25 protein-coding genes are annotated in these 23,800 nt (G+C 69.6%); 15 read left to right on the forward strand and 10 right to left on the reverse strand.

Annotated features, from left to right (window positions below):
- Positions 1 to 2 precede the first annotated feature (2 nt).
- The 10 genes from Pla163_RS17645 to Pla163_RS17690 all read right to left on the reverse strand — a co-directional run bounded on the left by Pla163_RS17645 (position 3) and on the right by Pla163_RS17690 (position 8,902).
- Positions 3 to 770 carry a flagellar biosynthetic protein FliR gene (locus tag Pla163_RS17645; RefSeq protein WP_145191745.1) on the reverse strand — a complete coding sequence of 256 codons (768 nt, stop codon included), beginning with the start codon at positions 768 to 770 and terminating at the stop codon, positions 3 to 5.
- A gap of 1 nt (position 771) precedes the next feature.
- Positions 772 to 1,050: a flagellar biosynthetic protein FliQ gene (locus Pla163_RS17650; RefSeq protein WP_145191748.1), complete on the reverse strand. Its 279-nt coding sequence runs from the start codon at positions 1,048 to 1,050 to the stop codon at positions 772 to 774.
- Between the two features lie 13 nt (positions 1,051 to 1,063).
- Positions 1,064 to 1,867: a flagellar type III secretion system pore protein FliP gene (gene fliP / locus Pla163_RS17655; protein WP_145191751.1), complete on the reverse strand. Its 804-nt coding sequence runs from the start codon at positions 1,865 to 1,867 to the stop codon at positions 1,064 to 1,066.
- Positions 1,864 to 2,814, reverse strand: a complete 951-nt coding sequence (locus tag Pla163_RS17660) for a flagellar biosynthetic protein FliO (RefSeq protein ID WP_145191755.1) — start codon at positions 2,812 to 2,814, stop codon at positions 1,864 to 1,866. The genes fliP and Pla163_RS17660 overlap by 4 nt, the downstream gene beginning before the upstream one ends.
- 561 nt (positions 2,815 to 3,375) lie before the next feature.
- On the reverse strand, positions 3,376 to 3,723 hold the full coding sequence (locus Pla163_RS17665; RefSeq protein WP_145191757.1) for a hypothetical protein: 348 nt from the start codon (positions 3,721 to 3,723) through the stop codon (positions 3,376 to 3,378).
- 32 nt (positions 3,724 to 3,755) lie between these two features.
- Entirely contained in the window at positions 3,756 to 4,139 is a 384-nt protein-coding gene (locus Pla163_RS17670; protein WP_145191760.1) for a flagellar export chaperone FliS, read from the reverse strand.
- Between the two features lie 8 nt (positions 4,140 to 4,147).
- Complete coding sequence (fliD, locus tag Pla163_RS17675) at positions 4,148 to 5,611, reverse strand: flagellar filament capping protein FliD (protein ID WP_145191762.1); 1,464 nt, start codon at positions 5,609 to 5,611, stop codon at positions 4,148 to 4,150.
- A 158-nt stretch (positions 5,612 to 5,769) separates the two neighbouring features.
- A complete protein-coding gene (locus tag Pla163_RS17680; RefSeq protein ID WP_145191765.1) occupies positions 5,770 to 6,585 on the reverse strand; it encodes a flagellin N-terminal helical domain-containing protein in 816 nt (271 codons plus the stop codon).
- Positions 6,586 to 6,858: 273 nt separating this feature from the next.
- Positions 6,859 to 7,674: a flagellin N-terminal helical domain-containing protein gene (locus tag Pla163_RS17685; protein WP_145191768.1), complete on the reverse strand. Its 816-nt coding sequence runs from the start codon at positions 7,672 to 7,674 to the stop codon at positions 6,859 to 6,861.
- Positions 7,675 to 8,068: 394 nt separating this feature from the next.
- Entirely contained in the window at positions 8,069 to 8,902 is an 834-nt protein-coding gene (locus tag Pla163_RS17690; protein WP_145191773.1) for a flagellin N-terminal helical domain-containing protein, read from the reverse strand.
- A 372-nt stretch (positions 8,903 to 9,274) separates the two neighbouring features.
- Between Pla163_RS17690 and Pla163_RS17695 the strand changes: the two genes are divergently transcribed.
- From Pla163_RS17695 to Pla163_RS17765, 15 genes are all read left to right on the forward strand, one after another.
- The gene (locus Pla163_RS17695) at positions 9,275 to 10,318 is read left to right on the forward strand and encodes a sigma 54-interacting transcriptional regulator (protein WP_419186103.1); all 1,044 of its coding nucleotides are present in this window, start codon (positions 9,275 to 9,277) and stop codon (positions 10,316 to 10,318) included.
- Between the two features lie 333 nt (positions 10,319 to 10,651).
- The gene (locus Pla163_RS17700) at positions 10,652 to 11,278 is read left to right on the forward strand and encodes an ATP-binding protein (RefSeq protein WP_419186104.1); all 627 of its coding nucleotides are present in this window, start codon (positions 10,652 to 10,654) and stop codon (positions 11,276 to 11,278) included.
- Between the two features lie 23 nt (positions 11,279 to 11,301).
- Complete coding sequence (locus Pla163_RS17705; protein WP_145191783.1) at positions 11,302 to 12,018, forward strand: hypothetical protein; 717 nt, start codon at positions 11,302 to 11,304, stop codon at positions 12,016 to 12,018.
- Complete coding sequence (locus Pla163_RS17710; RefSeq protein WP_145191786.1) at positions 12,015 to 13,700, forward strand: tetratricopeptide repeat protein; 1,686 nt, start codon at positions 12,015 to 12,017, stop codon at positions 13,698 to 13,700. The genes Pla163_RS17705 and Pla163_RS17710 overlap by 4 nt, the downstream gene beginning before the upstream one ends.
- A gap of 11 nt (positions 13,701 to 13,711) precedes the next feature.
- Positions 13,712 to 14,563, forward strand: a complete 852-nt coding sequence (locus Pla163_RS17715) for a tetratricopeptide repeat protein (protein WP_419186105.1) — start codon at positions 13,712 to 13,714, stop codon at positions 14,561 to 14,563.
- A gap of 38 nt (positions 14,564 to 14,601) precedes the next feature.
- A complete protein-coding gene (locus Pla163_RS17720; RefSeq protein ID WP_145191792.1) occupies positions 14,602 to 15,807 on the forward strand; it encodes a two-component system sensor histidine kinase NtrB in 1,206 nt (401 codons plus the stop codon).
- Between the two features lie 2 nt (positions 15,808 to 15,809).
- On the forward strand, positions 15,810 to 17,231 hold the full coding sequence (locus Pla163_RS17725; RefSeq protein WP_145191797.1) for a sigma-54-dependent transcriptional regulator: 1,422 nt from the start codon (positions 15,810 to 15,812) through the stop codon (positions 17,229 to 17,231).
- A gap of 13 nt (positions 17,232 to 17,244) precedes the next feature.
- Complete coding sequence (flgB, locus tag Pla163_RS17730) at positions 17,245 to 17,598, forward strand: flagellar basal body rod protein FlgB (protein WP_145191800.1); 354 nt, start codon at positions 17,245 to 17,247, stop codon at positions 17,596 to 17,598.
- 5 nt (positions 17,599 to 17,603) lie between these two features.
- Positions 17,604 to 18,026, forward strand: coding sequence for a flagellar basal body rod protein FlgC (flgC, locus tag Pla163_RS17735; protein WP_145191803.1), 423 nt, complete (start codon positions 17,604 to 17,606; stop codon positions 18,024 to 18,026).
- 54 nt (positions 18,027 to 18,080) lie between these two features.
- On the forward strand, positions 18,081 to 18,554 hold the full coding sequence (gene fliE / locus Pla163_RS17740; RefSeq protein WP_145191806.1) for a flagellar hook-basal body complex protein FliE: 474 nt from the start codon (positions 18,081 to 18,083) through the stop codon (positions 18,552 to 18,554).
- Between the two features lie 10 nt (positions 18,555 to 18,564).
- Positions 18,565 to 20,226, forward strand: coding sequence for a flagellar M-ring protein FliF C-terminal domain-containing protein (locus Pla163_RS17745; protein WP_145191809.1), 1,662 nt, complete (start codon positions 18,565 to 18,567; stop codon positions 20,224 to 20,226).
- A gap of 28 nt (positions 20,227 to 20,254) precedes the next feature.
- A complete protein-coding gene (locus Pla163_RS17750; protein ID WP_145191812.1) occupies positions 20,255 to 21,274 on the forward strand; it encodes a FliG C-terminal domain-containing protein in 1,020 nt (339 codons plus the stop codon).
- Entirely contained in the window at positions 21,258 to 21,872 is a 615-nt protein-coding gene (locus tag Pla163_RS17755; protein WP_145191815.1) for a FliH/SctL family protein, read from the forward strand. The genes Pla163_RS17750 and Pla163_RS17755 overlap by 17 nt, the downstream gene beginning before the upstream one ends.
- The gene (locus tag Pla163_RS17760) at positions 21,869 to 23,212 is read left to right on the forward strand and encodes a FliI/YscN family ATPase (RefSeq protein WP_145191818.1); all 1,344 of its coding nucleotides are present in this window, start codon (positions 21,869 to 21,871) and stop codon (positions 23,210 to 23,212) included. Before Pla163_RS17755 ends, Pla163_RS17760 begins: the two co-directional genes overlap by 4 nt.
- Complete coding sequence (locus tag Pla163_RS17765) at positions 23,209 to 23,652, forward strand: flagellar FliJ family protein (RefSeq protein ID WP_145191822.1); 444 nt, start codon at positions 23,209 to 23,211, stop codon at positions 23,650 to 23,652. Before Pla163_RS17760 ends, Pla163_RS17765 begins: the two co-directional genes overlap by 4 nt.
- The last annotated feature ends 148 nt before the right edge of the window (positions 23,653 to 23,800 follow it).

Consider the following 23,800-nt stretch of genomic DNA (forward strand, 5'->3'; position numbering starts at 1 on the left):
GGTCAGGCCTCCAGGAGGTCGAGGAAGGCCGAGGTGTACTGGTCGAGTTGGTCCATCACGACCGAGACGAGCACCTCGAGGCCGGGAGCGAAGAGGACGAGCCCGACGAGTGCCACCGCGATCCGCAGGGTGAAGCTCAGTTCGAGCACGTTGATCTGGGGCACGGTCCGCGCGATGAGACCGACCACGAGCGAGACGAGGCTCATCAGCACGACGATCGGCGCGACGAACGCGAGCCCGGCCGAGAACATCTCGCGGAAGAACGTGGTGATCAGTTCGACGATCCCGAGATCGAAGTACGCCGAACCGACGGGCGCGCGCTCGAACGACTCGCGCAGTCCGCGGACGATCCAGTGGTGACCGTTGACGGCGAACAGGCCGATGATCAGGACCTCTTCGTAGTAGCTCGCGATCAGCGGCGTCGACACACCGCTGACCGGATCGACCTGGGCGCCCATCTGGATGCCCATCTCGAGGCCGACGAGCTCGCCGCCGACGCGCGCCGCCAACAGCGCGACCTGGAGCAGCATCGCCAGACCGAGTCCGATCAGGAACTCGCGGATCGCGAGCAGGCCCCAGTCGAGAAAGCCGTCGAACTCGACCGCGGGCGTGCCGCAGGTCGAGTACATGACGCCGGCGAGCACCACGACGAGCGCGATCTTGTACATCGCGAAACCGATCTTCGACACCAACGGCACCGCCACGACGAGCGCGCTCGAGCGGACCAGGAACAGCCCGAAGGCTGCAAGGGTGGCGTCGGTCGGGAACATCTCAGCTGAGTCCGAACGTGGTCATCTGCTGGATCAGTTTCACCGTGTAGTCGCCCAACAGAGCGAGACCCGGCGCGAGGACCATCAGCGTCATGCCGATCACGGCGAACATCTTCGGAACCAGGCTCAGCGTCTGTTCCTGGATCGACGTCAGCGCTTGGAAGAGGCTGACGATCAGACCCACGATCAATCCGCCCACCAGAATGGGGCCCGCGAGGATGATGACGGTCACCATCATCTCGCGCGCGAGGTCGAGGATCCTGAGGTCGAGCGTATCCATGGACGGGCTCCCGTCAGCCGGTGACGAAGGAGGTGACGAGCGACTGGCAGACCAGGCTCCAGCCGTCCACGAGGACGAAGAGCAGGATCTTGAACGGTGTCGAGATCGTCACCGGCGGCAGCATGAACATGCCCATCGAGAGCAGCACGCTGGAGACGACGAGGTCGATGACGAGGAAGGGCAGGAACAGGAGGAAGCCCATCTGGAACGCCGTCTTCAGCTCGCTCAGCACGAAGGCCGGAACGATGACGGTGAAGGGCATCTCGCTCTCCGACTCGGGGCTGTCGTTGCCGGACAGCTCGCGGAAGAGCTGGATCTCGCTCTCGCGCGTGTTCGAGATCAGGAAGCCGCTCAACTCGTGCCAGGCGGCGCTCGCGGCCTCCTCGAACGGCATCTCGCCCGCCTCGTAGGGGACGTAGGCCGACTCGTACATGCGCTCGAAGACCGGTGCCATCACGAAGCTCGTGAGGAACAGCGCGAGGCCGAGGATGACGGGATTGGGCGGCAGTTCGTTGACCGACAGCGACCGCCGCACGAACGACAGCACGATCACGATGCGCGTGAAGCACGTGACCGAGATCAGCGCGGCCGGCAGCAGCGAGAGCGCCGTCAGCAGCAGGACGATCTCGAGCGCTTGGCTGAGCTTGCCCTCGGTCTGTTCGGCCGTGTCGACCGCGACGTCCTGCGCCGTCTCGCCGATCGCGGACATGGCGTCTGTCAAACCGCTCAGATCGGGCAGTTGGACGGCCTGCGCCGTGCCCGCGAACAGAACGCTGGCGACGGCGACGAGGAGGAGTGTGAGAAGGACGCGGTTCATCCGACCCACGAACTCCGTGCGGGACCGGCGGCGGTCGACGGGGCGGCGGCGGTGCGCGGCGCGACTTCGGTCGCGGGCTCGGCGGCAGCAGCTTCCGCGACGACCGGGCGGCGGCGGCGGACGCGCTTGGGCTCGGCGCCCGTGCTCGAGACGCCCGTGTTCGACGTCGCAGCGTTCGGAGCGGCGCTCTTCCTCGGGCTGCGCGGTGCCTCCTGGGAAGCGGCGCGCGGCGCGGCGTTCGCGGGCGCGGCCTGTTCGACCGGTCGGCGGGTGGCCGTGCGTTCGGTGCGCGTCGGGCGCACGGCGGCCCGCACCTCGGCGCGGCGCTCGTCGAGGACGGCCATCAGGGCTTCGCGCGCGGCGGCGGCGGCCCGGCGCTCGACGTCGTTCTCGATCGCGACGCGCTGTTCGACGGCTGCGGCGGCGGTCGCGACGGGCTGGGGTGCGGGCGCGGCGACGGGAGCGGTCACGGGCGCGGTCACGGGCGCGGCGACCGGCGCAGGAACGGCCTGGGTCGCGGGAGCACCGCCGAGCGCGCCGCGCAGCAGAGCGGCGAACGAACGCTCGCCCTTCGCGGCGCCGCCGGACGCGTCGACCAACGCCTGGGCGGCGAGGTCGTCGTCGGTGTCGAGCTCCGTGACGAGCGTGACCTCGCGCTCGCCCAGACCGAGCACGAACGTGCGGTCGTAGGCGCGGACCACGCACAGCTTCTGCTTGCGGCCGAGCGGCAGCACGTCGACGACCTTGAGCGAGCGCTTGGCCGCCCGACCGATCGTCGCGCCGCGTCCGAGCCGCATCAGCAGCCAGGCGCCGGCGCACATCAGGACGACGACGACGAGGCACGCCAGGAGGTAGCGCGTGACGTCCACCCCACCGCTCACCGGCGTCGGCGAGCCGGCAACCTGGGCGAGGACGGGGACGGTGTGGAGAATCGCGACGTCGAGCATCTGGACGGGACCGGGGCTGGCGACCGGGGTGGCCGCGGGGTGTGGAGGAGATCCACACCGCCCCTTGTCGAGCCCTGGCCCGAAACCCTTGAGGGAGCGCCGCTCGGGCCGCCGCCCGGGACCTCGAACGCGCCTCAAGCTCAATCTGTTGCGCGACTTACGTCACTCCCGAGCGGCGGAAGATCTTTCCGGTCGGGTGTCGCGCAGCTGGACGGTCGAGTCCGGCGAGCGCGCTCTCCGCGCGCATTCGCGGCGCCGTTCGGGGCCGGCACGGGGCGCCGCGAGCCCAGGAACGGTCCGTGCCCGAGGGCCGGCGCACGGCCGCTCGGCCGCTCCGTGGGGGCGCCCGGATCGCCGTCGCGTGCGGACTCCACCCGGCGGCGTCGTCCGCGACCTGGCGACGCGACGTCGGTCCCGAGCGATCCCGGACTCGCGCGCCGGCGCGGCACCGAGCTGGCGGGTCGAGCTGGATCGAAGATCCACCGCTCGCGTCAGCGACGGATCGGGCGCGCGGCCCCCAGGCCCGTTCGCCACCACGGCCGACGAACGCGGCCTGCTCCGTCAGCCGCTGACGTTGACGCTGCGGCCCGCTTCGGGCGGCCGGCGGTCCATCGCGTCGAGGCGCCGACGCACGCGCCGCACCTGGGCCAGCTCGGCGGCGACGGCCTCGAGCCGAACGCCGAACTCGGTGCTGAGGAGCGCCGCCAACGCACGGGCGCGGCCGAGGTCCTCCACCAGATCGTCGGGCACACCGTCGGCGGGTGCGCGTTCGGTCACGCGCACGCCGGCCTCGTCCACGCGCTCCCAGGCCAGCGCCAGAGCAGCGGGCGTCACGTCGTCGGCGCGGCGCCGGACGAGGTCGAGCAGCGCGCGTTGGCGCTCGAGGAGAGTGGCGAGGGCTTCGCGCAAGGGTGGTCGAGTGGTTCGGGGGGCACCGGCGATCAAGCCGCGGCCTGACCGCCCAGTTCGATCGAACGCCACGCGTCGAGCAGGTCGTTCATGACGCCGATGGCCGGCACCAGCTCCTCGGGGTTGCGCTGGGCGAGGGCCTCGGACAGCCGCTCCTCGACGAAGAGGTAGAGCGACTCGAGATTCGAGCTGATCTGCGGCGCGGGCGCCGGATCCAGACTCAGTCGCAGCTCGACGACGATCGCGTCGGCCTTGTCGAGCGTCTCGGTGAACAGTGCCGCCTGGGTGGCGAGGTTCAAGCGACGGGCACGCTCCATGTGGAGGATCGCCTTCTCGTACAGGAGGCGCACGATCTTGATCGGCGGAGCGTTCTCGAGGAGCGACTCCTTGTACAGGGCTGTGGGGTCGGTAGCCATGGCAACGATCAGTTGTTGTTGTTGTACAGGTTCAGCGACTGGAGCTGGCCGAGCGCCGAGCTCTGGCCGTTGAGACGATTCATGGTCTGCTCGAGCGCGGAGAACTGGGCGACGAGCGCCTGCTCGAAGCCTTCGATGCGGAACTGCAGACGTTCGACCTGCTTGTCGATCTGGGTGATGTTCTGCTGCAAGGTCTCCTTGCGTTGTGCGATCAGGCCCTTCGCGGTGCTCCCGTTGGAGAGCGGCTGGCTGTCGAGCAACGAGGCGAGCCCCTTCTCGAGGAGTGCGAAGAGCCCCGTGTCGGCGCTCGTGTCGACGTAGTACTCCGGCGTGCCTTCGAGCGCCCCGGCGTTGTCGAAGCCGTCCGTGTCGAGGAAGAAGTCCGCGAACGCGTCGGGATCCTCGGCGAGCTTCTCCTTCACCTTGGCGGCGTCGAGGCTCAGCGTGCCGTCGGTGCCCAGCTTGACGCCGACGAGCCCCAGCGAGCCGAAGGTGCTGGTGCTGTCGATCAGCGAGTTGCTGAACAGCGAGCGGTTCAGCGCGTTGGACACGGTGCGCAGCGACGAATCGCCGAACAGAGCGCCGCCCGTGCCGCCCTCCTCGGAGTACTCGTTCTGCGCGTTCACGAAGTTGACGACCTTGTTGTAGGCGTCGACGAACTCCTGCAGCTTGTCGGTCACGCCCTCTTCGTCGAGGGCGACCGTGAAGCCGACCTCTTCGGTCGTGACGGACTCGACCTGGATCGAGAGGCCGTCGACGACGTCGGTGAACTCGTTGCTCGAGCGCTCGATCGTGAGGCCGTTGAGCACGATCTCGGCGTTGGACGCCGTCGTCAGCTGGGTCTGCGTGTCGAGCTCGCCCGTTCCGACGTCGAACGACAGGTTGCTGATCGCGAAGTCTTCGCCCGTGTCCTTGCCGGACAGGACGAGCTGGTAGTTGGGCGCGGATCCGGTGCCGGTGTTGACCACCTGCGCCTTCACGTCACCGCCGGTCTCCGCGTTGATCGCGGCCGCGATGTCGTTCAGGGACGCGGCGCCCGACCCGAGGATGACCTCGTAGGTCTCGCCGCCGTAGTCGAAGGAGATGTCCGCGTCGCCGAAGTCGGCGTCGGGATCCGTGATGGGCGCGGAGCCGGACAGGGCGATGCGATCGCTGGCGGCCACCGAGTTGACCTCGAGGGTGTAGCCGCCGGTCGCCGCGCTGCCGGTGCTCGAGACCGAGAAGTACCCGTCCTGCGAGACGTTGACCGAGTTCGCCAGGAAGGACTGGTCCTTCGAGAGCTCGGCCACCTTGTCCTGGAGGCTCTTGACGTAGCCCTCGAACGTGCCCAGAAGGTTGATCTTCTGCTGCTCCGAGCCCTTCTGGGCGTTGAGCTGGTTGATGGGCACCGACTCCGCCTGCACGAGGGCGGAGATGATGGCGTTGGTGTCGAGGCCGCTTGACAGGCCTCCGAACGAGATGGGTCCGGACATGGTGGTGGTTCCTCCGCAGAGGTATCGGAAGGGTGGCCCGAGGAGGTGAGTCCCCAGACGGCGGAACTTCGGCGCGGTCCAAGAAGAGCGAGCCCCACACGGAAAGGTTTTCCGGGTGGGGCTCGCGGCGCGGCTCGAAGCCGCTCGATCCAGCTGGATCAGCCGAGGAGGCTGAGCGCGAGCTGCGGCTGGGTGTTGGCCTGGGACAGCACCGAGACGGCGGCCTGCTGCATGATCGAGTTCCGCGTCATGTCGGCGGTCTCCATCGCAACGTCCACGTCGCGGATGCGGCTCTCGGCGGCAGACAGACCCTCGCGGGTGTTCTGAATGCTGCGGAACGTCGAGTTCAGGCGGTTCACCGAGGCACCCAGGGTGCCGCGCGAGGTGCTGACCGAGTCGATCGCCGTGTCGAGAGCGGCGAGGGCCGCACTGGCGTTGGTCGTGTTCGTCACGTCCAGCGTCGCGATGCCGAGAGTCGCCGATCGAGCGTCCTGGCCAGTGACTGCGATCACCTCACCGGTGTCGAGTCCGACTTGGATGTTCAACGCGGTCGTGTTGTCGAGCAGCGAGTTCCCGTTGAACTCGGTCTCGGTCGCGATCCGGTTGATCTCGGTGTCCAGCGCCTGGAACTCAGTATCGATGACCGCGCGGTCCTCGGTGCTCAGGGTTCCGTTGGCGGCCTGGACCGCCAGTTCGCGCATGCGGACGAGGTTGTTCGAGACCTCGTTCAGAGCGCCTTCGGCGGTCTGGGCGAGACTGATTCCGTCCTGAGCGTTCCGGCCGGCTTGACCGAGGCTACGGATCTGGGAGCGCATGCGCTCCGAGATGCCGAGACCCGCGGCGTCGTCCGACGCGGAAGCGATGCGCAGTCCCGAGGACAGGCGCGAGAAGTTTCCTCCCAGTCGCTCGCTGACGGCGGACAGGTTCCGCTGCGCCGTCATCGAGAAGAGGTTGGTGTTGACACGAAGGCCCATGATTGAAGGTGGGGTTGGAGTGGTGGTGTCCTTTTGGCGGACACCGGATGTCGTCCGGCAGGCAGTTGGCACGCGCCTGGGTCGGTCGACGGTGCCGCAACGAGTGCGGCGAAAGCGATGCGATGACTTCTTGGAGAGGGGCACCGCCGTCCGCGGTGATGGGTTCGATGGTCGGGCCACGGAGGGGCACCACCTTCCGGTGGCGCCCCTCCGACGTCCTGGAGCTCGTGGACGCTGCACACTCGAGCGAGTGCGCGTCGTCCTCGAACGGGATCAGCCGAGCAGGCTCAGAGCGAGCTGCGGCTGGACGTTCGCCTGCGACAGGACCGACACAGCGGCCTGTTGCATGATCGAGTTCCGGGTCAGGTCCGAAGTCTCGGACGCGACGTCGACGTCACGGATACGACTTTCCGCAGCGGAGAGTCCCTCGCGGGTGCTCTGGATGCTGCGGTAGGTCGAGCTGAGACGGTTGACCGACGCGCCCAGCGTGCCTCGCGATGTGCTGACGGAATCGATTGCCGTATCGAGCGCGGTGAGCGCCGCACTGGCGTTCGTCGTGTTCGTCACGTCGAGCGTTGCGATCCCCAAGGTGGCCGACCGGGCGTCCTGGCCGCTAACGGCGATGACAGCTCCCGAATCGAGGCCTACTTGGATGTTCAACGACGTCGTGTTGTCGAGCAATGAGTTTCCGTTGAACTCGGTCTCGGTAGCGATTCGATTGATCTCGGTGTCGAGAGCTTGGAACTCAGTGTCGATGACCGCACGGTCTTCGGTGCTGAGCGTTCCGTTCGCTGCCTGAACGGCGAGTTCGCGCATGCGAACCAGGTTGTTGGACACCTCGTTCAGAGCGCCCTCGGCGGTCTGGGCCATACTGATGCCGTCCTGGGCATTTCGTCCGGCCTGACCGAGAGAGCGGATCTGAGAGCGCATGCGCTCCGAGATGCCGAGACCGGCCGCATCGTCGGCGGCACTGGCGATCCGCAGACCGCTCGAAAGGCGGGAGAAGTTCCCACCAAGACGTTCGGAAACTGCGGAAAGGTTCCTTTGCGCCGTTTGGGCGAAAAGGTTCGTGTTGACTCGAAGTCCCATCGAGTATCCCTCTGGATTGAAGTCGAAGTGGATGGTGCACCAACGTGATGTTGGAGCACCGCGACGGACACCCTCCGAACCCGCTCACGTCCGAGGACGATCGCGGGGGCACGGTCGAAGAGGCGCCCGGTGACACCGACCTCGAACGAGGTCGATGCAGTCCCACCCAGCGAGAGCCGCTGAGTGGGGGGTACGGTTGGGCTCACTCCTGCGAGTGGCCTCCGTGTCCTTTCATCCCTGGTTGTCAAAGAACCCGCGTCGTGGCGACGGGCTGTGTCGACCCCTCGCGGGGTCACGGCTCGAGCTCAGGTCACAGGATCGGCTTGGAACGGGGGGCCGCCGCGTGGACGGCCCCCCCCCTCAGCGATCCGGCCCAACTCAGGCCGTCTCTCTCTTACTGCTGCAGAAGCGACAGGGCGATCTGCGGCTGGCTGTTGGCTTGCGACAGGACCGACGTGGCGGCCTGCTGCATGATCGAGTTGCGGGTGAGGTCCGCGGTCTCCATGGCGACGTCGACGTCGCGGATACGGCTCTCGGCGGCCGACAGGTTCTCGCGCACGTTCAAGATCGAGCGCATCGAGCTGTTCAGTCGGTTCTGCTGCGCACCGAGGTTGCCGCGTGCCGTGTTGATCGAGTCCGTGGCGGTATCGATGATGTCGAGGACCGTCGAGGCGTTCGCGGCGCTGGTGACGTCGAAGGTGCCGCCCGAGAGTCCGAGCGTCGTGGCGCGGACGTCCTGGAGCGAGACGTCGATGACGTCGCTCGCGGCGCTGTCGAGTCCAACCTGGATCGAGACCGAAGCGGCGGAACCGTCGAGCAGCGGGATCTCGTTGAACTCGGTCGAGTCGGCGACTCGGTCGATCTCGGCGATGATCTGCTGGAACTCGACGTCGAGAACCGCGCGGTCCTCGGTGGAGTACGTACCGTTGGCCGCCTGAATGGCGAGCTCGCGCATCCGGTGGAGGCTCGAGTGGACCTCGGAGAGGGCACCCTCGGCCGTTTGGACGAGACTGACTCCGTCTTGGGCGTTGCGCGAGGCTTGGCTCAGCGAGCGGATCTGTCCGCGCATCCGCTCGGAGATGCCGAGGCCGGCGGGGTCGTCCGAAGCGGTGGCGATGCGGAGGCCGCTCGAGAGGCGCGAGAAGTTGCCACCCAGACGCTCGGTGACAGCACCGAGGTTGCGTTGGGCGGACATCGACATGATGTTGGTGTTGACGCGAAGTCCCATGACTTGGCTCCTAGGTGAAACGGGTTTGAGTTGGCGGTCGTTTTGAGGGGTCGAGCCGGGCAGGTGTTGGTCGCCTGGTGAGGCGGACTCCGATCTGGCTCGCCGTCGTTCTCGGAAGCGCCCGGAAGCGGATGAGTCCGCAGGCGCGAAAAAGTGGTGGAACTCGAAGCGGGGCGCCGACGACCGCGCCCCAGGACCCCTGAGGCGCGGTAGCGGGAACTTCTTTCCGCCTCGAGCGCGGGGCTCTCATCCGAATGAGGCGAGCGACCGATGGACGGACCTGGCGCCGGGCCCCACTCGGCGCCGCCCTCGGACCATCCGCTCGCCTGCGCTCCGTCGCACGCGCACGTCTCGCCCCGATCGCTCCCCTCGATGCGCCCCGCCTCAACTCACCGGCCCCATGGCCGTGCCCAGCGCCGAGCCGCCGGTGCCGCGGCGTCCCTCGCTCCCGACCTCCCCGCGTCCGACGCGGTCGAGGCCGTCCTCGCCGGCGACTCCGACGTGGCGCACGAGCTGCGGCGCGCGGTCGAACGCGGCGCCCCGGCCCGGGCGATCGTGGTGCGCGGCCCCGCCGGCAGCGGTCGCCGCGGCGTGGCGCGGGCCCTCCATGCCCGCGGCGAGGCCGGCGCGAGCGCGAGCAAGGCGCGCCCCTATATAGAGGCGCGCTGCACCGGCCTGGCGGGGAGCTGGGGCGCCGACCACCTGCTCGGGACGGTCGCCCGTCCGGGCCTCTTCTCCGCGGCCGCCGGCGGCACCCTGACCCTGATCGGGATCGAAGCGCTGGACGCCGACCTGCAGAGCCTGCTGGCCGAGGCCCTCGCGTCGGGGCAGTACCTCCCGCTCGGGGCGCGCGCGCCGCTGCCGCTCGAGCTGCGGATGGTGGCCGTCACCTGCGACGAGGACCTCGACCGCGTGCTCGCCAGCCTCGACCTGGCCTACCGCCTCAACGACCACTGCATCGACGTGCCCCCGCTCGCCACGCGCGGGGCGGACCTGCCGGCGATCGCGGGTTCCGCGCTCGCGCGCCTGGGTGGCGCTTCACTGTCGCCCGAGTCCGATGCCGTTCTGGCCGGCCGGCCCTTCATCGGCGGGTTGGACGAGCTCGTCGAACTGCTCGAGGCCGCGGCACGCCACGCCGGTCCGCTCCCGATCACTCCTGAGCACCTCGAGCGCGCCGGCGGCCTCGACGCGGCGCCGGCCCCGTTCCCGAGCGGTGCGCCGGTCGGGGCGTCGCTCGCCGCGGGTCCGTCGAACGACCTCCTGCCGCTCGGCGACCGTTCCTGGCGCAGCGTCGAACGCGCGCTCATCGTCCACGTGCTGGCCGAGTCCGACGGCAACCGCAGCCGCGCCGCACGCGTGCTCGGGTTCAACCGCTCGACCCTCTACAACAAATTGCGACAGCACGGGATCGAGTGATCCGCGCGGTCGGTGGCCCGCGCCACCACGCCACCGCGTCGCGCGTTCGGTGTCGCCCAGGTCGACACGTCGCGCCGCTGCACCGCCCTCCCCTGCATCGCGACGCCACGCGCACGGTGCACGCCGCCCGCCGACCCACGTCCGAGGCACGGATGGGAAGGACTTTCCGGGCGCGCCCCCGAGCCTTCAGGCCATCTCTTCCGGGGTCGAAAGAACCTCCCACGGCGCCCCACCTCCGGGCGCGCCGTCCCCGAACTTCCTTCCGCTCGCTCCCTCCTCATGTCTCTCGAGCAACGCAACACGACCCCCACGCGTCCCCGACGTGTCCAACCCGTGGACGACTCCACGCCGGTCGGCGCGTCGCACCGTCTCGAGGTGCGCGCCGACGTCGGTGGTCAGGCGCGCGGCCTGCGCTGGGTCACGTCGCTCGGCGTGTGCTGGGGGCTCGGCCTCGCGGTGCGCGCTCGCATCGGAACCGCGGTGTCCGAGATCCTCGACAACGCCGTTCGTCACGCCTACCTGGCGGACTCGGACGACGGTGAGAGCGGTCGCCGCGTCGTCGTCCTCGTCGCCCGCGACGCCAAGGCCGTGCGCATCACGATCCGCGACTTCGGCAAGGGCTGCGACGGCCACACCTTGACGGCCGCGATGGAACCGCCGCCCGGTCTGTTCGCCCTCGGCGTGCTGCCCAGCGGACTGCGCCGCGCGCGCTGCCTGACCGACGCGATGAACGTGCGCAGCGACGCCTTCGGGACGCGTGTGCACATGAGCTTCGAGACCCACGGCGCCGCCTGGTCCGCCGACGCGCTCGACCACAGCGACGACGACTACCTCACCGCCCGCAGCTGTCGCGCCCTCGTGGCCGCGATCCGCGCGGGCGACGACGCCTGCACCCAGCACCTGCCGCCGCACCTCGCAGTGGTCGTGGGCCGCATCCTCTCCGCCGCTCCGGCGGCCTGAATCGCGCGTTCGCGAACGATCCAATGACCGACTTCGACGAGGACGAGGACCTGTTCGACTTCGATGGTTCCGGTGTCGGAACCGGCGGGGACGAGGACGATCTCGACATCGCTGAGTTCCTGTCGTCGATCGACGATTCGGACGCTTCCGCGATCCTGGACCTCGCCGACAGCGAGGACGCTCACCTGGCCTCGAAGCCGGCCGTGAGCGAAGAAGCGCTCGCTGGGCCCGAGCCCGTCGCCGCGCTCCCGAGTCGCTCGGGGACCAAGCAGGTCGTCGTCGCGCCGGCTGGCCCGCTCTGGAAGCAGCCGGGCGCGATGGTCGTCGTCGGACTCGGCGCCGTGCTCCTGATCGCCAACGTGTCGGGCTTCCTGATGACCTGGCAGAACAACACGTCGATGGTCCAACGCGTCGAAGCCGCCCGCCTCGACATGGAAGCGACGCTGGCCCGCGCCCAGCGCGACATCAGCAACGAGGTCGGTCGCATGGGAACGATGACCCAACCGCAGTCGCCCGCCACGCTGGGCGTCGCCTCGTTCCAGTCGATCGAGGAACACCTCGACCAGGGCGACTTCGCCACCGCGCGTCGCCTGCTGTACACCAAGCTCTCGCGTCTCGACCGCCAACCGCTCGACACGCGCGTCGAGATCGAGGCACACGCTCTGTTCCTCCTGGCCGAGGCCGACCGTCGCGAGGCGGTCGTGCTGTCGGAGAGCGCCGCCACGGAGGTGGGGTCGTGATCGACGCACGCCATCTGATCGTGGGAGGCGCGATCGCGCTCACCGGCGCGCTCGCACCGCTGTTCCTGCTGGACGGGGGCACCGGCACCGTCCACGCCAGCGGTCCGCAGGATCCCGCGCCGAGCGTTGCGAACACGAACGCGGCCAACCCGCCCGCCGCGCTCGACGATCGCTCCGGTCTGCGCCCCGTCTCGAACGAACCGCTGCCCCTGGTCGTCGAGATCGTTCGCGACGAGGACGGGACCGAGTACGCGACGGTGGTGGGAACGAACGTCTCGATCCGTTCGGTGCTCGAGCGCATCGCCAAGTCGACCGAACGCCTGCTGTGGGGCTTCGGCGACGACGAGCGCGGGCTGACGACGCCGCTGGTCACCGTCGAATTGCGCGACCGGCCGCTGACCGAGGTCGTCGAATACATGCTCGGCACGGCCGGGCTCGTCGGTGAGATCGACGCGAACGTCATCAACGTGCGGGCCGACCGCACCAGCGAGAACCGCGACACCCTCCTCTCGCGCGCGCTCGCCGGCTACAGCCGCGCCAGCTACCGCTTCCCGAACCACGAACTGGCCGCCGCCGCCCGCCTCGCCCAGGGCGCGATCGAGGAGCTGCGCGGTCTCGACCAGGCCGCGCTGAGCCACTACCAGCTCTTGATCGACGCGCACTCCACGTCGTCGCTCGTGCTGGAGGCCCACATGCGCAGCGGCGCGCTCCTCCAGGGCCAGGGCGAGTGGGCCCGCGCCATCGAGGAGTACCGCCGGGTGACCGAACTCACGCCCGCCGACCTCGACGAGGCGACGCAGGCCGATACGACGATGGACGCCGCCGAGGCGACGATGGAGGACTACTTCCGCGCCGCGCACCTCGAGATCGCCCGCTGCAACCTCGAACTCGGCCACGCCGACTGGGCGATCCAGATGCTGAACGTCCTGGAGCGCAAGCACCCGGCCGCGACGCGCCAGGGCATCGTCGACCGCCGCATCCTGCGCGCGCGCTGCTACCTCGAGGACGGCAAGTTCATCGAGTCGCTCAAGGTGCTCGACGAGCTCGAACGCGGCTTCGTCACGCACGACGACATGGTCAAGATGCTCGGCCTGCGCGCGCGCTGTTTCGACGCCCTCGATCTGCGCCCGGAAGCGGCGCGCGCCTGGGTCATCCACGCGCACCAGGTCGAGGAACCGGAGCGCAGTTCGAGCTTCGAGCGCGCCGCCGAACACTTCCTCGTGCTCGAGGACTACCTCGGCGTGCTCTTCCTGGCGGAGAACGCGCGCACCCTCGACAGCCCCGCGAACGTCCGCACCGCCGAACGCATCGCCCGCGCCGCGCTCGGACTCTCCGTCACGATGGACGAGGAGAACTCGACGATCGACGAGCGCGTCGCCGCGGCACGCGCGGCCACCGAACGCGAGGACTGGAGCCTGGCCACCCAACTGTTGAGCCCGCTCTTCCGCGAGCTCGAGATCGTCCCGGTCGAACTGCGCGACGACGTCGCCCTCGAGTGGAGCGCGACCCTCTACGCCACGTCCGGGATCACTCAGGCCATCGGCGCCCTGCGCACGGCTCGCAAGCTCTTCGAGCGCACCCAACCCGAGGACATGACGCGCCTCGACGCACGCGCCGGCCAACTCTTCGAGCAGGGGGGTCGCTTCGACCTCGCTCTCGACGCCTACGACGGAAACTACTGATGCTGAAAGCCATGCTTCCCCTCAGCACCGTGCTGGGACTCTTCGTCGCGGTGCCCATGTCCGACGACCGCACGCCGCGCACGCTCGAAGGCGCGCTGCAGGACACGATCCAGACGCTGGAGGTCCTGCGCGGCTACCGCAGCGCGGACGCGATCGACGCCGTGCCCGACGTCGAACTCGTGCGCCGCGCGACCGAACCGGCGATCGGCGATCCGTCCGAGCGCACGGCGCGCCTCGCGACCCTGAGCGACGACATGCAGCGTCTGCACACGCACCTCGAGCTCTTGCGTTCGGGTGCGCTTCCGGCCAATGCACCGCTCGCGCAGTCGGACTTCCACCTCGACGTCCCGACGGTCGGGCTCGCGGCCGGTGAACTCGAACGCCTCCTCCAGAACAGCCGCAAGCCGTACATCACGCTCGACGACCCGAGTCCCCGCGGGTCGAACTCCGCGTCCTCCTCCCCGCCTTCGACGCAACAGGCTCCCGTCGCGACTCCGTCCGCGGACGACGCAGCGGGCGCCGCGCCCTCCGGACCCCCGCCGACCGCCGAAACGGACTCGGCCGCCGCCGAGAAAGCGCGCGACGAAGCCGCCGACTTCGCGTTCAACCGCGCCCGCGCCGCCTACTTCGCCGGTCAGTACGACCGCGCCCTGGCCGACTTCGAAGCCGGGCCCGACGAGCCACGCTCGCGCTACTGGCGCGCGCGCTCCCTCGAGCAGCTCGGCCGTCTGGACGAAGCGCTGACCCTGTACGACTCCGTCGTCGCCGATCCGACCTCTGGCGACCTCGTCGAGCGCGCGAAGGGCGACGCCGACTTCCTGCGCTGGAAGATCGACTTCGAGAAGGGGAGCTCGAGCCGTTGAAGGTCGTCGATCTCCAGCCGCTCCTCGCGCCGAACACCATGAACGCCCGTCGCCACAGCGATCCACTCGCCACCGGTACGTCGGCGGCCGACGCCGCTGCGCGTTCGAACGCGAACGGTGATCTCGACGACGCCACGCGTACGTTGGTCGCGATCACGCACGGTCTGAAGAGTGCCTACGAGGCTCTCGAGCAGCGCGCCCAGCGCGTCGAAGCCGAACTCGAGCGCACCAACCGCGAACTGGCCGCGATCCTCGAGGCCCTCCCGACCGGCGTCATCGTCCGCGACGGCCGTGGCACCGTCGTGCGTTCGAATCGCGCCGCGACCGAGCTGCTCGGCGCGACGCACGAGTCGCTGACCGCATCCGAAGCGCTCGCGGCCCTCGAGAACGCGCCCGGAGCGACCGTTCCGGTCACCGTGACGGGTTCCGACGGCGAGCCGGTCGAGCGGCGACTGCACTCGCGTGCCGCGAACGTCATCGGTCAGGCGGGCGAGCCGATCGGCACGCTCGTGATCGTCGACGACCGCACCGAACTCGACGCGCTCACCGAACGTCTGCTCGTCCAGGACAAGATGGCCGCGCTCGGCACGCTCGCGGCCGGCATCGCCCACGAGATCCGCAATCCGCTCAACGCGATCGGCGGCTTCGCCGGTCTGCTCGAGAAGCGCCTCGACGAACCCACCGCCGTGCGCTGGGCCGGCCTGATCGGACAGGGCAGCCGCGAGATCGAGTCGATCGTCACGGGCCTCGTGACGATGGCCGGCGGCGAGAGCGTCGTCGCCACGACCGTTTCGGCCCACGAACTCGTCGAGGCCGCCGTCGACCGCGTGCTCGCCCACACCGACGGCGCTTCCGCCTGGTCGATCGAGCGCGACGTCCGCGTCGACACGCTCGAGGGCGACGAGGTCAAGCTGCGCCAGGCCCTGCGCAACCTCGTCGACAACGCCCTGGTCGCGCAGCCCGACGGCGGACGCATCGTCGTTCGCGTCGCACCGGCCTCGGACGGCAGCGACGCCGTCGACATCAGCGTCGACGACGACGGGCCCGGTGTTCCGGCCGAACTGCGCAAACGCGTGCTCGAGCCCTTCTACACCTCGCGCGCCGAAGGCACCGGTCTCGGCCTCGCGCTCACGCACACCATCGTCCAGCTCCACGGCGGCAGCCTCTCCATCAAGGACGCGTCCAGTCCGCTCACCGGCGCTCGTTTCAGCCTTCGTATCCCCAACTCCCCCACCGGCCGCTAGGCATGACCATCGAACGGATCCTGGTCGTCGACGACGACCCCCTGTCCCGCGAGTTCCTCGGTGAGGCGGCGCGCTCCCTCGGCTACACGGTCGAGACGCTCGGCAGTCCGCTGCGCGCGCTCGAACGCATCGCCAAGACCGATTTCGACCTCGTTCTCACGGACCTGCGCATGCCCGAACTCGACGGCATCGAGCTGGTGCGGCGGGTCAACGAGCTCGAACCGGGCCTGCCGCTCGTCCTCGTGACCGCGCACGGTTCGGTCAAGTCGGCCGTCGACGCCATGCAGGCCGGAGCGCGCGACATGCTGATGAAGCCGGTCACGCCCGAGGGCCTCGGCATCGTCATCGAGCGCATCGCTGCCACGAACCGCCTCGTCAACGAGAACGAGTACCTGCGTTCGCAACAGAGCGAGGCGCACCCGCAGATCGTCGCGCGCAGCCCGCGCATCCTGCAGACCCTGCGCAGCGCGGCGCGGATCGCCCACTCGCGCGGCACGGTCCTGATCAGCGGCGAGAGCGGCACCGGCAAGGAACGCATCGCCCAGTTCATCCACGAGAACAGCCCGCGCAAGGACGGCCCGTTCATCCGGGTCAACTGCGCGGCCCTCTCGGAGCAACTGCTCGAGTCCGAGCTCTTCGGCCACGAGAAGGGCTCGTTCACCGGCGCACATCGCCGCCACGAAGGTCGCTTCGAACTCGCGGACGGCGGCACGCTGTTGCTCGACGAGATCGGTGAGATCTCGCCGGCGGTGCAGGCCAAGCTGTTGCGCGTGCTCGAGGAGAACGAGTTCGAGCGCGTCGGCGGCGACCGCACGATCTCGGTCGACGTTCGCGTCGTCGCGGCCACGAACCGCAAGCTCGCCGACGAGGTCGCCGACGGACGCTTCCGCGAGGACCTCTACTACCGCCTGCACGTGCTGCCGATCCACGTCGATCCGCTGCGCGAGCGTCCCGAGGACATCCTTCCGCTGGCCGACCACTTCGCGCGGCACTTCGCGCTGCAGAGCGGCGTCACTCCGCCCGAACTCTCCGAGGACGCGCGTCGCGCGCTCGAGGACTGGAACTGGCCGGGCAACGTGCGCGAGCTCGAGAACGTGATCCAGCGCGCCGTCGTGCTGGCCCGCGGCGACCAACTGCGCAGCGAGGACCTGTCGTTCGGCGCCGCGTTGCCGGTCTCCGCGCGCGGCCCGATCGGGATCGTCGGCGACGACGACGACGACGACGAGCACTCGAACGTGCACAGCATCTACGACCCCGCGGTGCTCGCCAATCGCAAGCTCGCGGACATCGAACGCGACGCGATCCTCGCGACGCTCGACGAGACGGGCGGCAACAAGACCGAAGCCGCGCGCCGTCTCGGCGTCACCGCGCGGACGCTCTCCAACAAGATGAAGCTCTGGCGCCAGCTGGGCCTCGTCGCCTGACCCACCCCACGCCATGAACGTCACCGGAAACTCCGACTCGCTGCTGCTGCGTCTCCTCGACGCGGCAACCATGCGGCAGGGAACGATCGCCAACAACATCGCGAACCAGAGCACGCCCGGCTATCGCCGCCGGACCGTCGCCTTCGAGGAGTTGGTGGGTCCGGCCCTCGCACAGGGCAAGGACGCCTCGCGCCTCGAGCCGGTCGTGCAGGAGGACATGACGACGCCGCTGCGCAGCGACGGCAACAACGTCACGCCGGAACTCGAGCAGGTCGCCGACCAGGAGAACCGCCTGCGGTACGAGACCTACGTGACGATCCTCCAGGGCCACTACTCGCTCCTCGGAACCGCCATCACCGGCAACTGATCACCATGAGCACGCTCGACAGCTTCTTCCAAGGCATGCGCACGTCTGCCACCGGCCTCTCGGCCGAGCGGATTCGCATGAACACGATCGCCGACAACCTGGCGGGCGCGAACATCACGCGCACGCCGGAGGGTGGTCCGTACCAGCGCAAGCAGGTCATGTTCGAACCGTTGGTGTCCGGCGACGGCCAGATCCACGGCGTTCGCGCCGCGCGCATCGTGCCCGACACGCGCTCCGAACACGTGCGGATCCACGAGCCCGGCCACGAGCACGCCGACGCCAACGGCTACGTCACGTTGCCCAACGTGAACAGCCTGAAGGAGATGGCCGACATGATCACGGCCATGCGCGCCTACGAGGCGAACCTTACCGCCCAACAGAGCTTCGCCCGCATGGCCACGCGCGCCCTGGAACTCGCTCGCCCGTAGTCGTTCGCCAACGACTCGCTCCCCGTCCCTCTCACCCTTCCCTGAACCAACGCCATGACCGGAATCGACAGCAAGTCCGCCTTCGACCAGGCTTGGCGCGCGGCCATCGAACGCCGCAGTCAGACGGTGGACCAGGGCGGGATCGACCTGCGCGACGCGTTCGAACAACAGGCCGCCCTCTTCGAGGACCAGTTCAGCTCGGCCGCGTCGGCCAGCTTGTCCTCGGGCGGGACCGACTCGGCCTCCCGCGGCGGCTCCGTCCCGAGCGCCGGCTCGGCGACCTCGGTCTCCGCGCTCGGCGCCAACCACTCCATCGGCGCGACCGAGGGAGGCAGCGCCGTCCGCGTGATCGACAAGGAGCTGAAGAGCGCCGACTCGATCACCGCCGACCTGTTGGCCGGACGGATCGACTCGCCCCACGAGGTAGCCGCGCGCGTTCGCCGTGCGGACCTGACCCTGAAGTTCTCGCTCGAGATCCGAAACCGACTGATCGATGCCTACCGCGAAGTCATGCGGATGAGCGTCTGAGCCCCGATCGATGAAGAACGCACTCGCCACCATCTGGGAACAGATCAGCTCGATGTCGGCTGCTGCCCGAGCGACGGTCCTGACCGTCGTCCTCGGAGTCGCCGTCGCTGCCGGAGTCGCCGTCCACTTCGCGAGCCAGCCGCACTACGTGATGCTGGTGTCGGGTCTCGACGACACGACCGCGGCCCGCGTCGGCGAAGCCCTCGCAGGTGCGAACGTCGAATGGCGTTCCTCCCAGCCGCCCGGCCCCTTCGTCATCTACGTCGACGAGTCGCAGAAGACGATGGCGCTGAACGCGGTCGCCTCCGCCGGCGCGATGAAGCCCATGAGCGGCGGCATCCTGACCGACCCGGGCGGTCTGTCGTCGCTGCTCCTCGGTTCGCAGGAGCGCGAGCAGATCATGCGCAAGCGGATCTGGGAGGAGATGCAGCGCATGCTCGAGCTGCTCGACTTCGTGGTCGCCGCGAAGGTCCAGACCTTGGTCCCCGAAGCGCGCGTCTTCGGGCGCCAGCCGGCGCTCACGGCGTCCGTGACCCTGGTCACCGACGGCGGACTCGACCTGACGCGCGAACAGGCGCGCACCGTCGCGCGCCTCGTGCGCTTCGGCCTCGGCATCGAGGAACAGAACCTCGTCATCGCCGACGACTCGGGCAAGAGCATCTACGACGGCAACGACCTGTCGGGCCGCGACGGCGCGGACGACTGGCTCGCGGCCGGTGAGTCCTCGGACCGCCGGCTCGAGGCCAAGGCCGTCAGCATCCTCGAGGACATTCTCGGCCCGGGACTCGCGCGCGTCGCCGTCCGTTCCGAGTGGGACTTCTCCACCAGCCGCACGCTGGCCGACACGGCGGGTCCCGAAGCGGCCCAACTCGTCAGCGAACGCAGCACGACCACGACCGATCCGCGCTTCTCCAACGACCTCGGGGTCGGCGGAGGCGTCGCGGGTTCGAGCGGCAACCTGAACAACCCGAGCGAAGGTTTCGGGACGAACTCGCAGGGCGTCGTCGACGCACGCAGTCCGCAGAACGTGGCGTCGTCCAGCGAGCCGGCCATCGCCAAGACCTCCCAGCAGGACAAGCGCTACGTCCCGTCGCGCACGCTGCGGGCGACCGAACAGCGCACGCCGAAGCTCGAGCGCCTCAGCATCGCTCTCTACCTCGACGCCAGCCTCGACGCGAACAGCGTCGCCGCCATCCAGGAGACCGTGAAGGCGACCGTCGGCTTCAGCCAGGAACGCGGCGACCTGTTCCAGATCGCGCAGATCCCCTTCCTCAAGTCGGACGGGGCCGATGGCGTCGAGGGCTCGAGCGAGGCGCCCGCGAAGCTCGATCCCTTGATGGAGCTCCTGATCGATCGCGGGGTCGAGATCGTCCTCGCCGTCGTCTTCATGTTCCTGATCCTCAAGAGTGCTCGCGGAGCGTCGAAGAGCCGCAAGCAGCGCGAGCGCGAACTGGCCGCGATCCGCGAGCGCGAAGCCGCCGAACGCGAGGCGGAGGCCGAACAGCGCAAGCAGGACGCCGAGCTCGAGGCCCAGCGCCTGCGCGACCTCGAGGAGGATCCGATCCACCAGTCCAGGCGCCGCGTCAGCGACCTGGTGGGCGAGGAACCCGACAAGGTCGCCGACCTGTTGACCGCCTGGGTCCGCGACGAACGCGGCGTCGGCGTCAAGTGACGGCCAGCGCACCCGAACCACCAGAACCATGGCAGCAGCCGATCAGATCACCGGGCCCGAGAAGGTCGCCGCGTTCCTCCTGACGTTGGATCGCGAGCGCGCCGCAGGGATCCTGCAGCACCTCGCCGAGGACGTCGTCGCCGAGGTCGTCGAGGCGATGGAGAAGCTCGATCCCTCGATCGCGACCGACGACGTCGTGCAGCAGCTGTACGGCGAGGTCGCGTCGATGCGCTACGAGGGCAACATCCGCCCGACCACGAACAAGGAGCTCCAGCAGCTGCTCGAGGCCGGACTCGGTTCGGAGCGCGCCGCCGAGGTGCGCCGGATCCTGGAGCGTCGCCACCAGATGGAACGCCCGTTCCTGGTCGTCGAACAACTGCCGCCGCGCACGCTCGCCCGCGCTCTGGCGGAAGAGTCACCGGCCGCGATCGCGGTCGTCCTGGCCCACATCGATCCGCGCATCTCGGCCTACGTTCTGGGGGGATTCGAGGTCGAACGCGCACTCGACATCGTGCGCCGCATGGCGACTCTCACGCCGCCCAGCTTCGAGATCCTCGAGCTGCTGGCCGAAGACCTGGCCGAGCGCATGCGCCACTTCGCGCTCGAACCCGAGTCGCGCGGCAGCGAGATGCGCCTGCAGAGCATCGCCGAACTGCTGAACAGCACCGGCGACGAAGTCGGAGCGGGCGTCCTCGACGGTCTCGAGGAGATCGACGGAGAGATGGTCTCCGAGATCCGCAACTTCATGTTCACGTGGGACGACATCGCCGACGTGGACCGCCGAGCGATGCAGCAGATCCTCGGTTCGGTCGACACGCGCACGCTGTCGATCGCGCTCAAGGCCTGCCGCCCCGCGGTGGAGGAGAACATCACCAGCAACCTCTCCAGCCGGGTCAAGGACATGGTCGCCGAGGAGCGCGAGCTCTCCGGTTCGATGCCGATGTCCGAGGTCCTGCAGGCGCGCGAAGAGATCATGCGCGGCGTCCGTGCGATGATCGAGAGCGGCGAGTTCAAGCCGGCCAAGGGAGGCGATGAACTCGTCAGCTGAACCCCACCGCATTCGACTCGCGGCGGCCGAACTCCCCGGCTCCGTGCGGATCGCCAGCGACTTGTCCGTCGCCGACCTCGTTCGGCGCGTCGAGGCGAATGCCGCGGCGCGTCTCGAAGCGGCCCGCCGCGAGATCGAGGACCGCGTCCGCTCCGAGATGAGCGACGAGGTCGAAGCGCTCGTGCGCGGCTGCCGCGCCGAGGTCGACCTCTTGAGCGAGTCGTTGCTCGACTCGGCCATCGAACTCGGCGCCGTCCTCGCGGAAGCCGCCGTCCGCCAACGCATCGACGTCGGTCTCGACCTGGGGCCCGCCGTCCGCGCGTGTTTCGAACGTTCCGGCGCCGAGCGTTCGGCCTGTCGCGTTCGCGTCCACCCCGACGCGCTCGCCGGCCTGTCCGCGAACGGCATCGCCGAGCGTTTCGAGTGCGTGGCCGATCGCGATCTCGAACCGGGCGAGGTGCGCCTCGACACGCCGGTCGGTGTCCTGGTCCACGATCCGCTCCAGGCCCTCGGACAGGCGCGCGACGCCCTGCTCACCCACCTGACCCGCTCCGGTTCCACGCCGGACACCACCGACCGACTCGAGGACGCGGCGTGATCGACTCCTTCAAGGCCCGCACGATCGCGGCCGCCGCCGCTGGACCCCGTTATCGCGGCCGCATCGACAAGGTGAGCGGCATCCTGGCCGAGGCCGACGGCGTACCCGCGGCCATCGGCGAGGTCTGCCGCATCGGCGGACCCGACGGGATGACGGCCGAGACGGTCGGTTTCCGAGACGGTCGCGCGCTGCTGATGCCGCACGGCGAACTGACCGGCGTCGCGCCCGGCACCGAAGTCACCGCTCTCGGGCATCCGTTCGAGATCGGCGTGGGCAACGGCCTCCTGGGTCGCGTCGTCGACGCACTTGGACGATCGATCGACGGTCGACCGCTGCCGGCTCTGGCCGCGAAACGCTCGATCCGCAGCGACTCGCCGCTCCCGCTCGACCGCCCCGCGATCGACGAGCCGCTGCAGACCGGCGTGCGCGTGCTCGACGGACTGCTGACGATCGGCCGCGGCCAACGCCTCGGCATCTTCGCCGGCTCGGGCGTGGGCAAGTCGACGCTGCTCGGCCAGGTCACCTCCGGTACCGACGCCGACGTGGTGGTCGTGTGCCTGGTCGGCGAGCGCGGCCGCGAGGTCAAGGCGTTCATCGACGACGTCCTCGACGACGACCGTCGACAGCGCGCGGTGACCGTCGTCGCCACGTCGGACCGCCCGCCGATCGAGCGCTTCTACGCACCCTTCACGGCCGTCACGATCGCCGAGCACTTCCGCGACCAGGGCCTCGACGTCCTCCTGGTCATGGACTCGGTCACCCGTTTCGCGGCCGCTTCGCGCGAGATCGGACTCGCCGCCGGTGAGCCGCCGACCCTGCGCGGCTATCCGCCGAGCTTCTTCGCGACCGCGCCGCGCCTCGTCGAACGCCTGGGCCGCACCAACGCCGGATCGATCACCGGCCTCTTGACCGTGCTGCTCGACGGCGACGACGTGAACGACCCCGTCGGTGACACGCTGCGCGGTCTGCTCGACGGACACGTCGTGCTGAGCCGCGACCTGGCCCAGCGCAACCACTTCCCGGCCGTCGACGTGCTGGGCAGCATCTCGCGACTCATGCCGGAGCTGACCTCGCCCGACCACCAGCGTCTGGCCGGGATGCTGCGCAACGACATGGCGACCTACCAGGAGAGCCGCGACCTGGTCGAGATCGGCGCGTACAAGGCCGGTTCGAACCCGCGACTGGACCGCGCGCTCGAGCGCCGCGAACTGGTCGAGCTCTTCCTCAAGCAGGGGCGCGACGAACGCACCGAGTACGGCGACACGCAAGCGCTCATGGCGGCACTCCTCGGCGAGCTGCCGCTCGGTGAGAGGCCGCGGGGCGACGGGAGTCGCGCGTGAGCGCCAAGCGCTTCCGATTCCGCCTCGAGCGCGTCGCCCGCCTGCGCGAGTTGACCGAACGCGAGGCCCTGGCCGAGATGGGGCGCGAACGCCAACGCGCCGCCGAGGCCGAACAGGTCGCCGTCGCGGCCCACAGCGCCGCCCATGCAGCGCTGGACCAACTGGCCACGGCACCCGATCCGGCCGCGCGCATCACCGGCGACCGCTTCGCCGCGCGGCTCGCCCAGTACGCCGCGCTCCAACGCGCCGCCGCCGAGACCGCCCGCGAGGACGCCGAACGCGCCGCCGCCACCTGGCGCGAGCGGCGCATCGAGTCCCAGGCCGTCGAACGCCTGCGCCAGCGGGCCTTCGAACGCTTCCTGGCCGAGGCCGAGACGGCCGACGAGCGCGAGCGCGACGAGGTCGCCATGCAGCGCCGGATCGAGCGCGGCGCCGCCTGACCGGGCACCGGACGCGGGCACCCGTTCCGCGCCTCCGACCGGCAAGACGAGCGTGAACGCCGTCCCCCGGGGCGGGACTCGCGCTCCCGGCGCCCTCAAGACGGTCGGCAAAGACTTCCGATAGCCGGTGCGAGGCTCCCTCCCCACG

The organism is Rohdeia mirabilis (assembly GCA_007750655.1).
Taxonomy (GTDB): domain Bacteria; phylum Planctomycetota; class UBA1135; order UBA1135.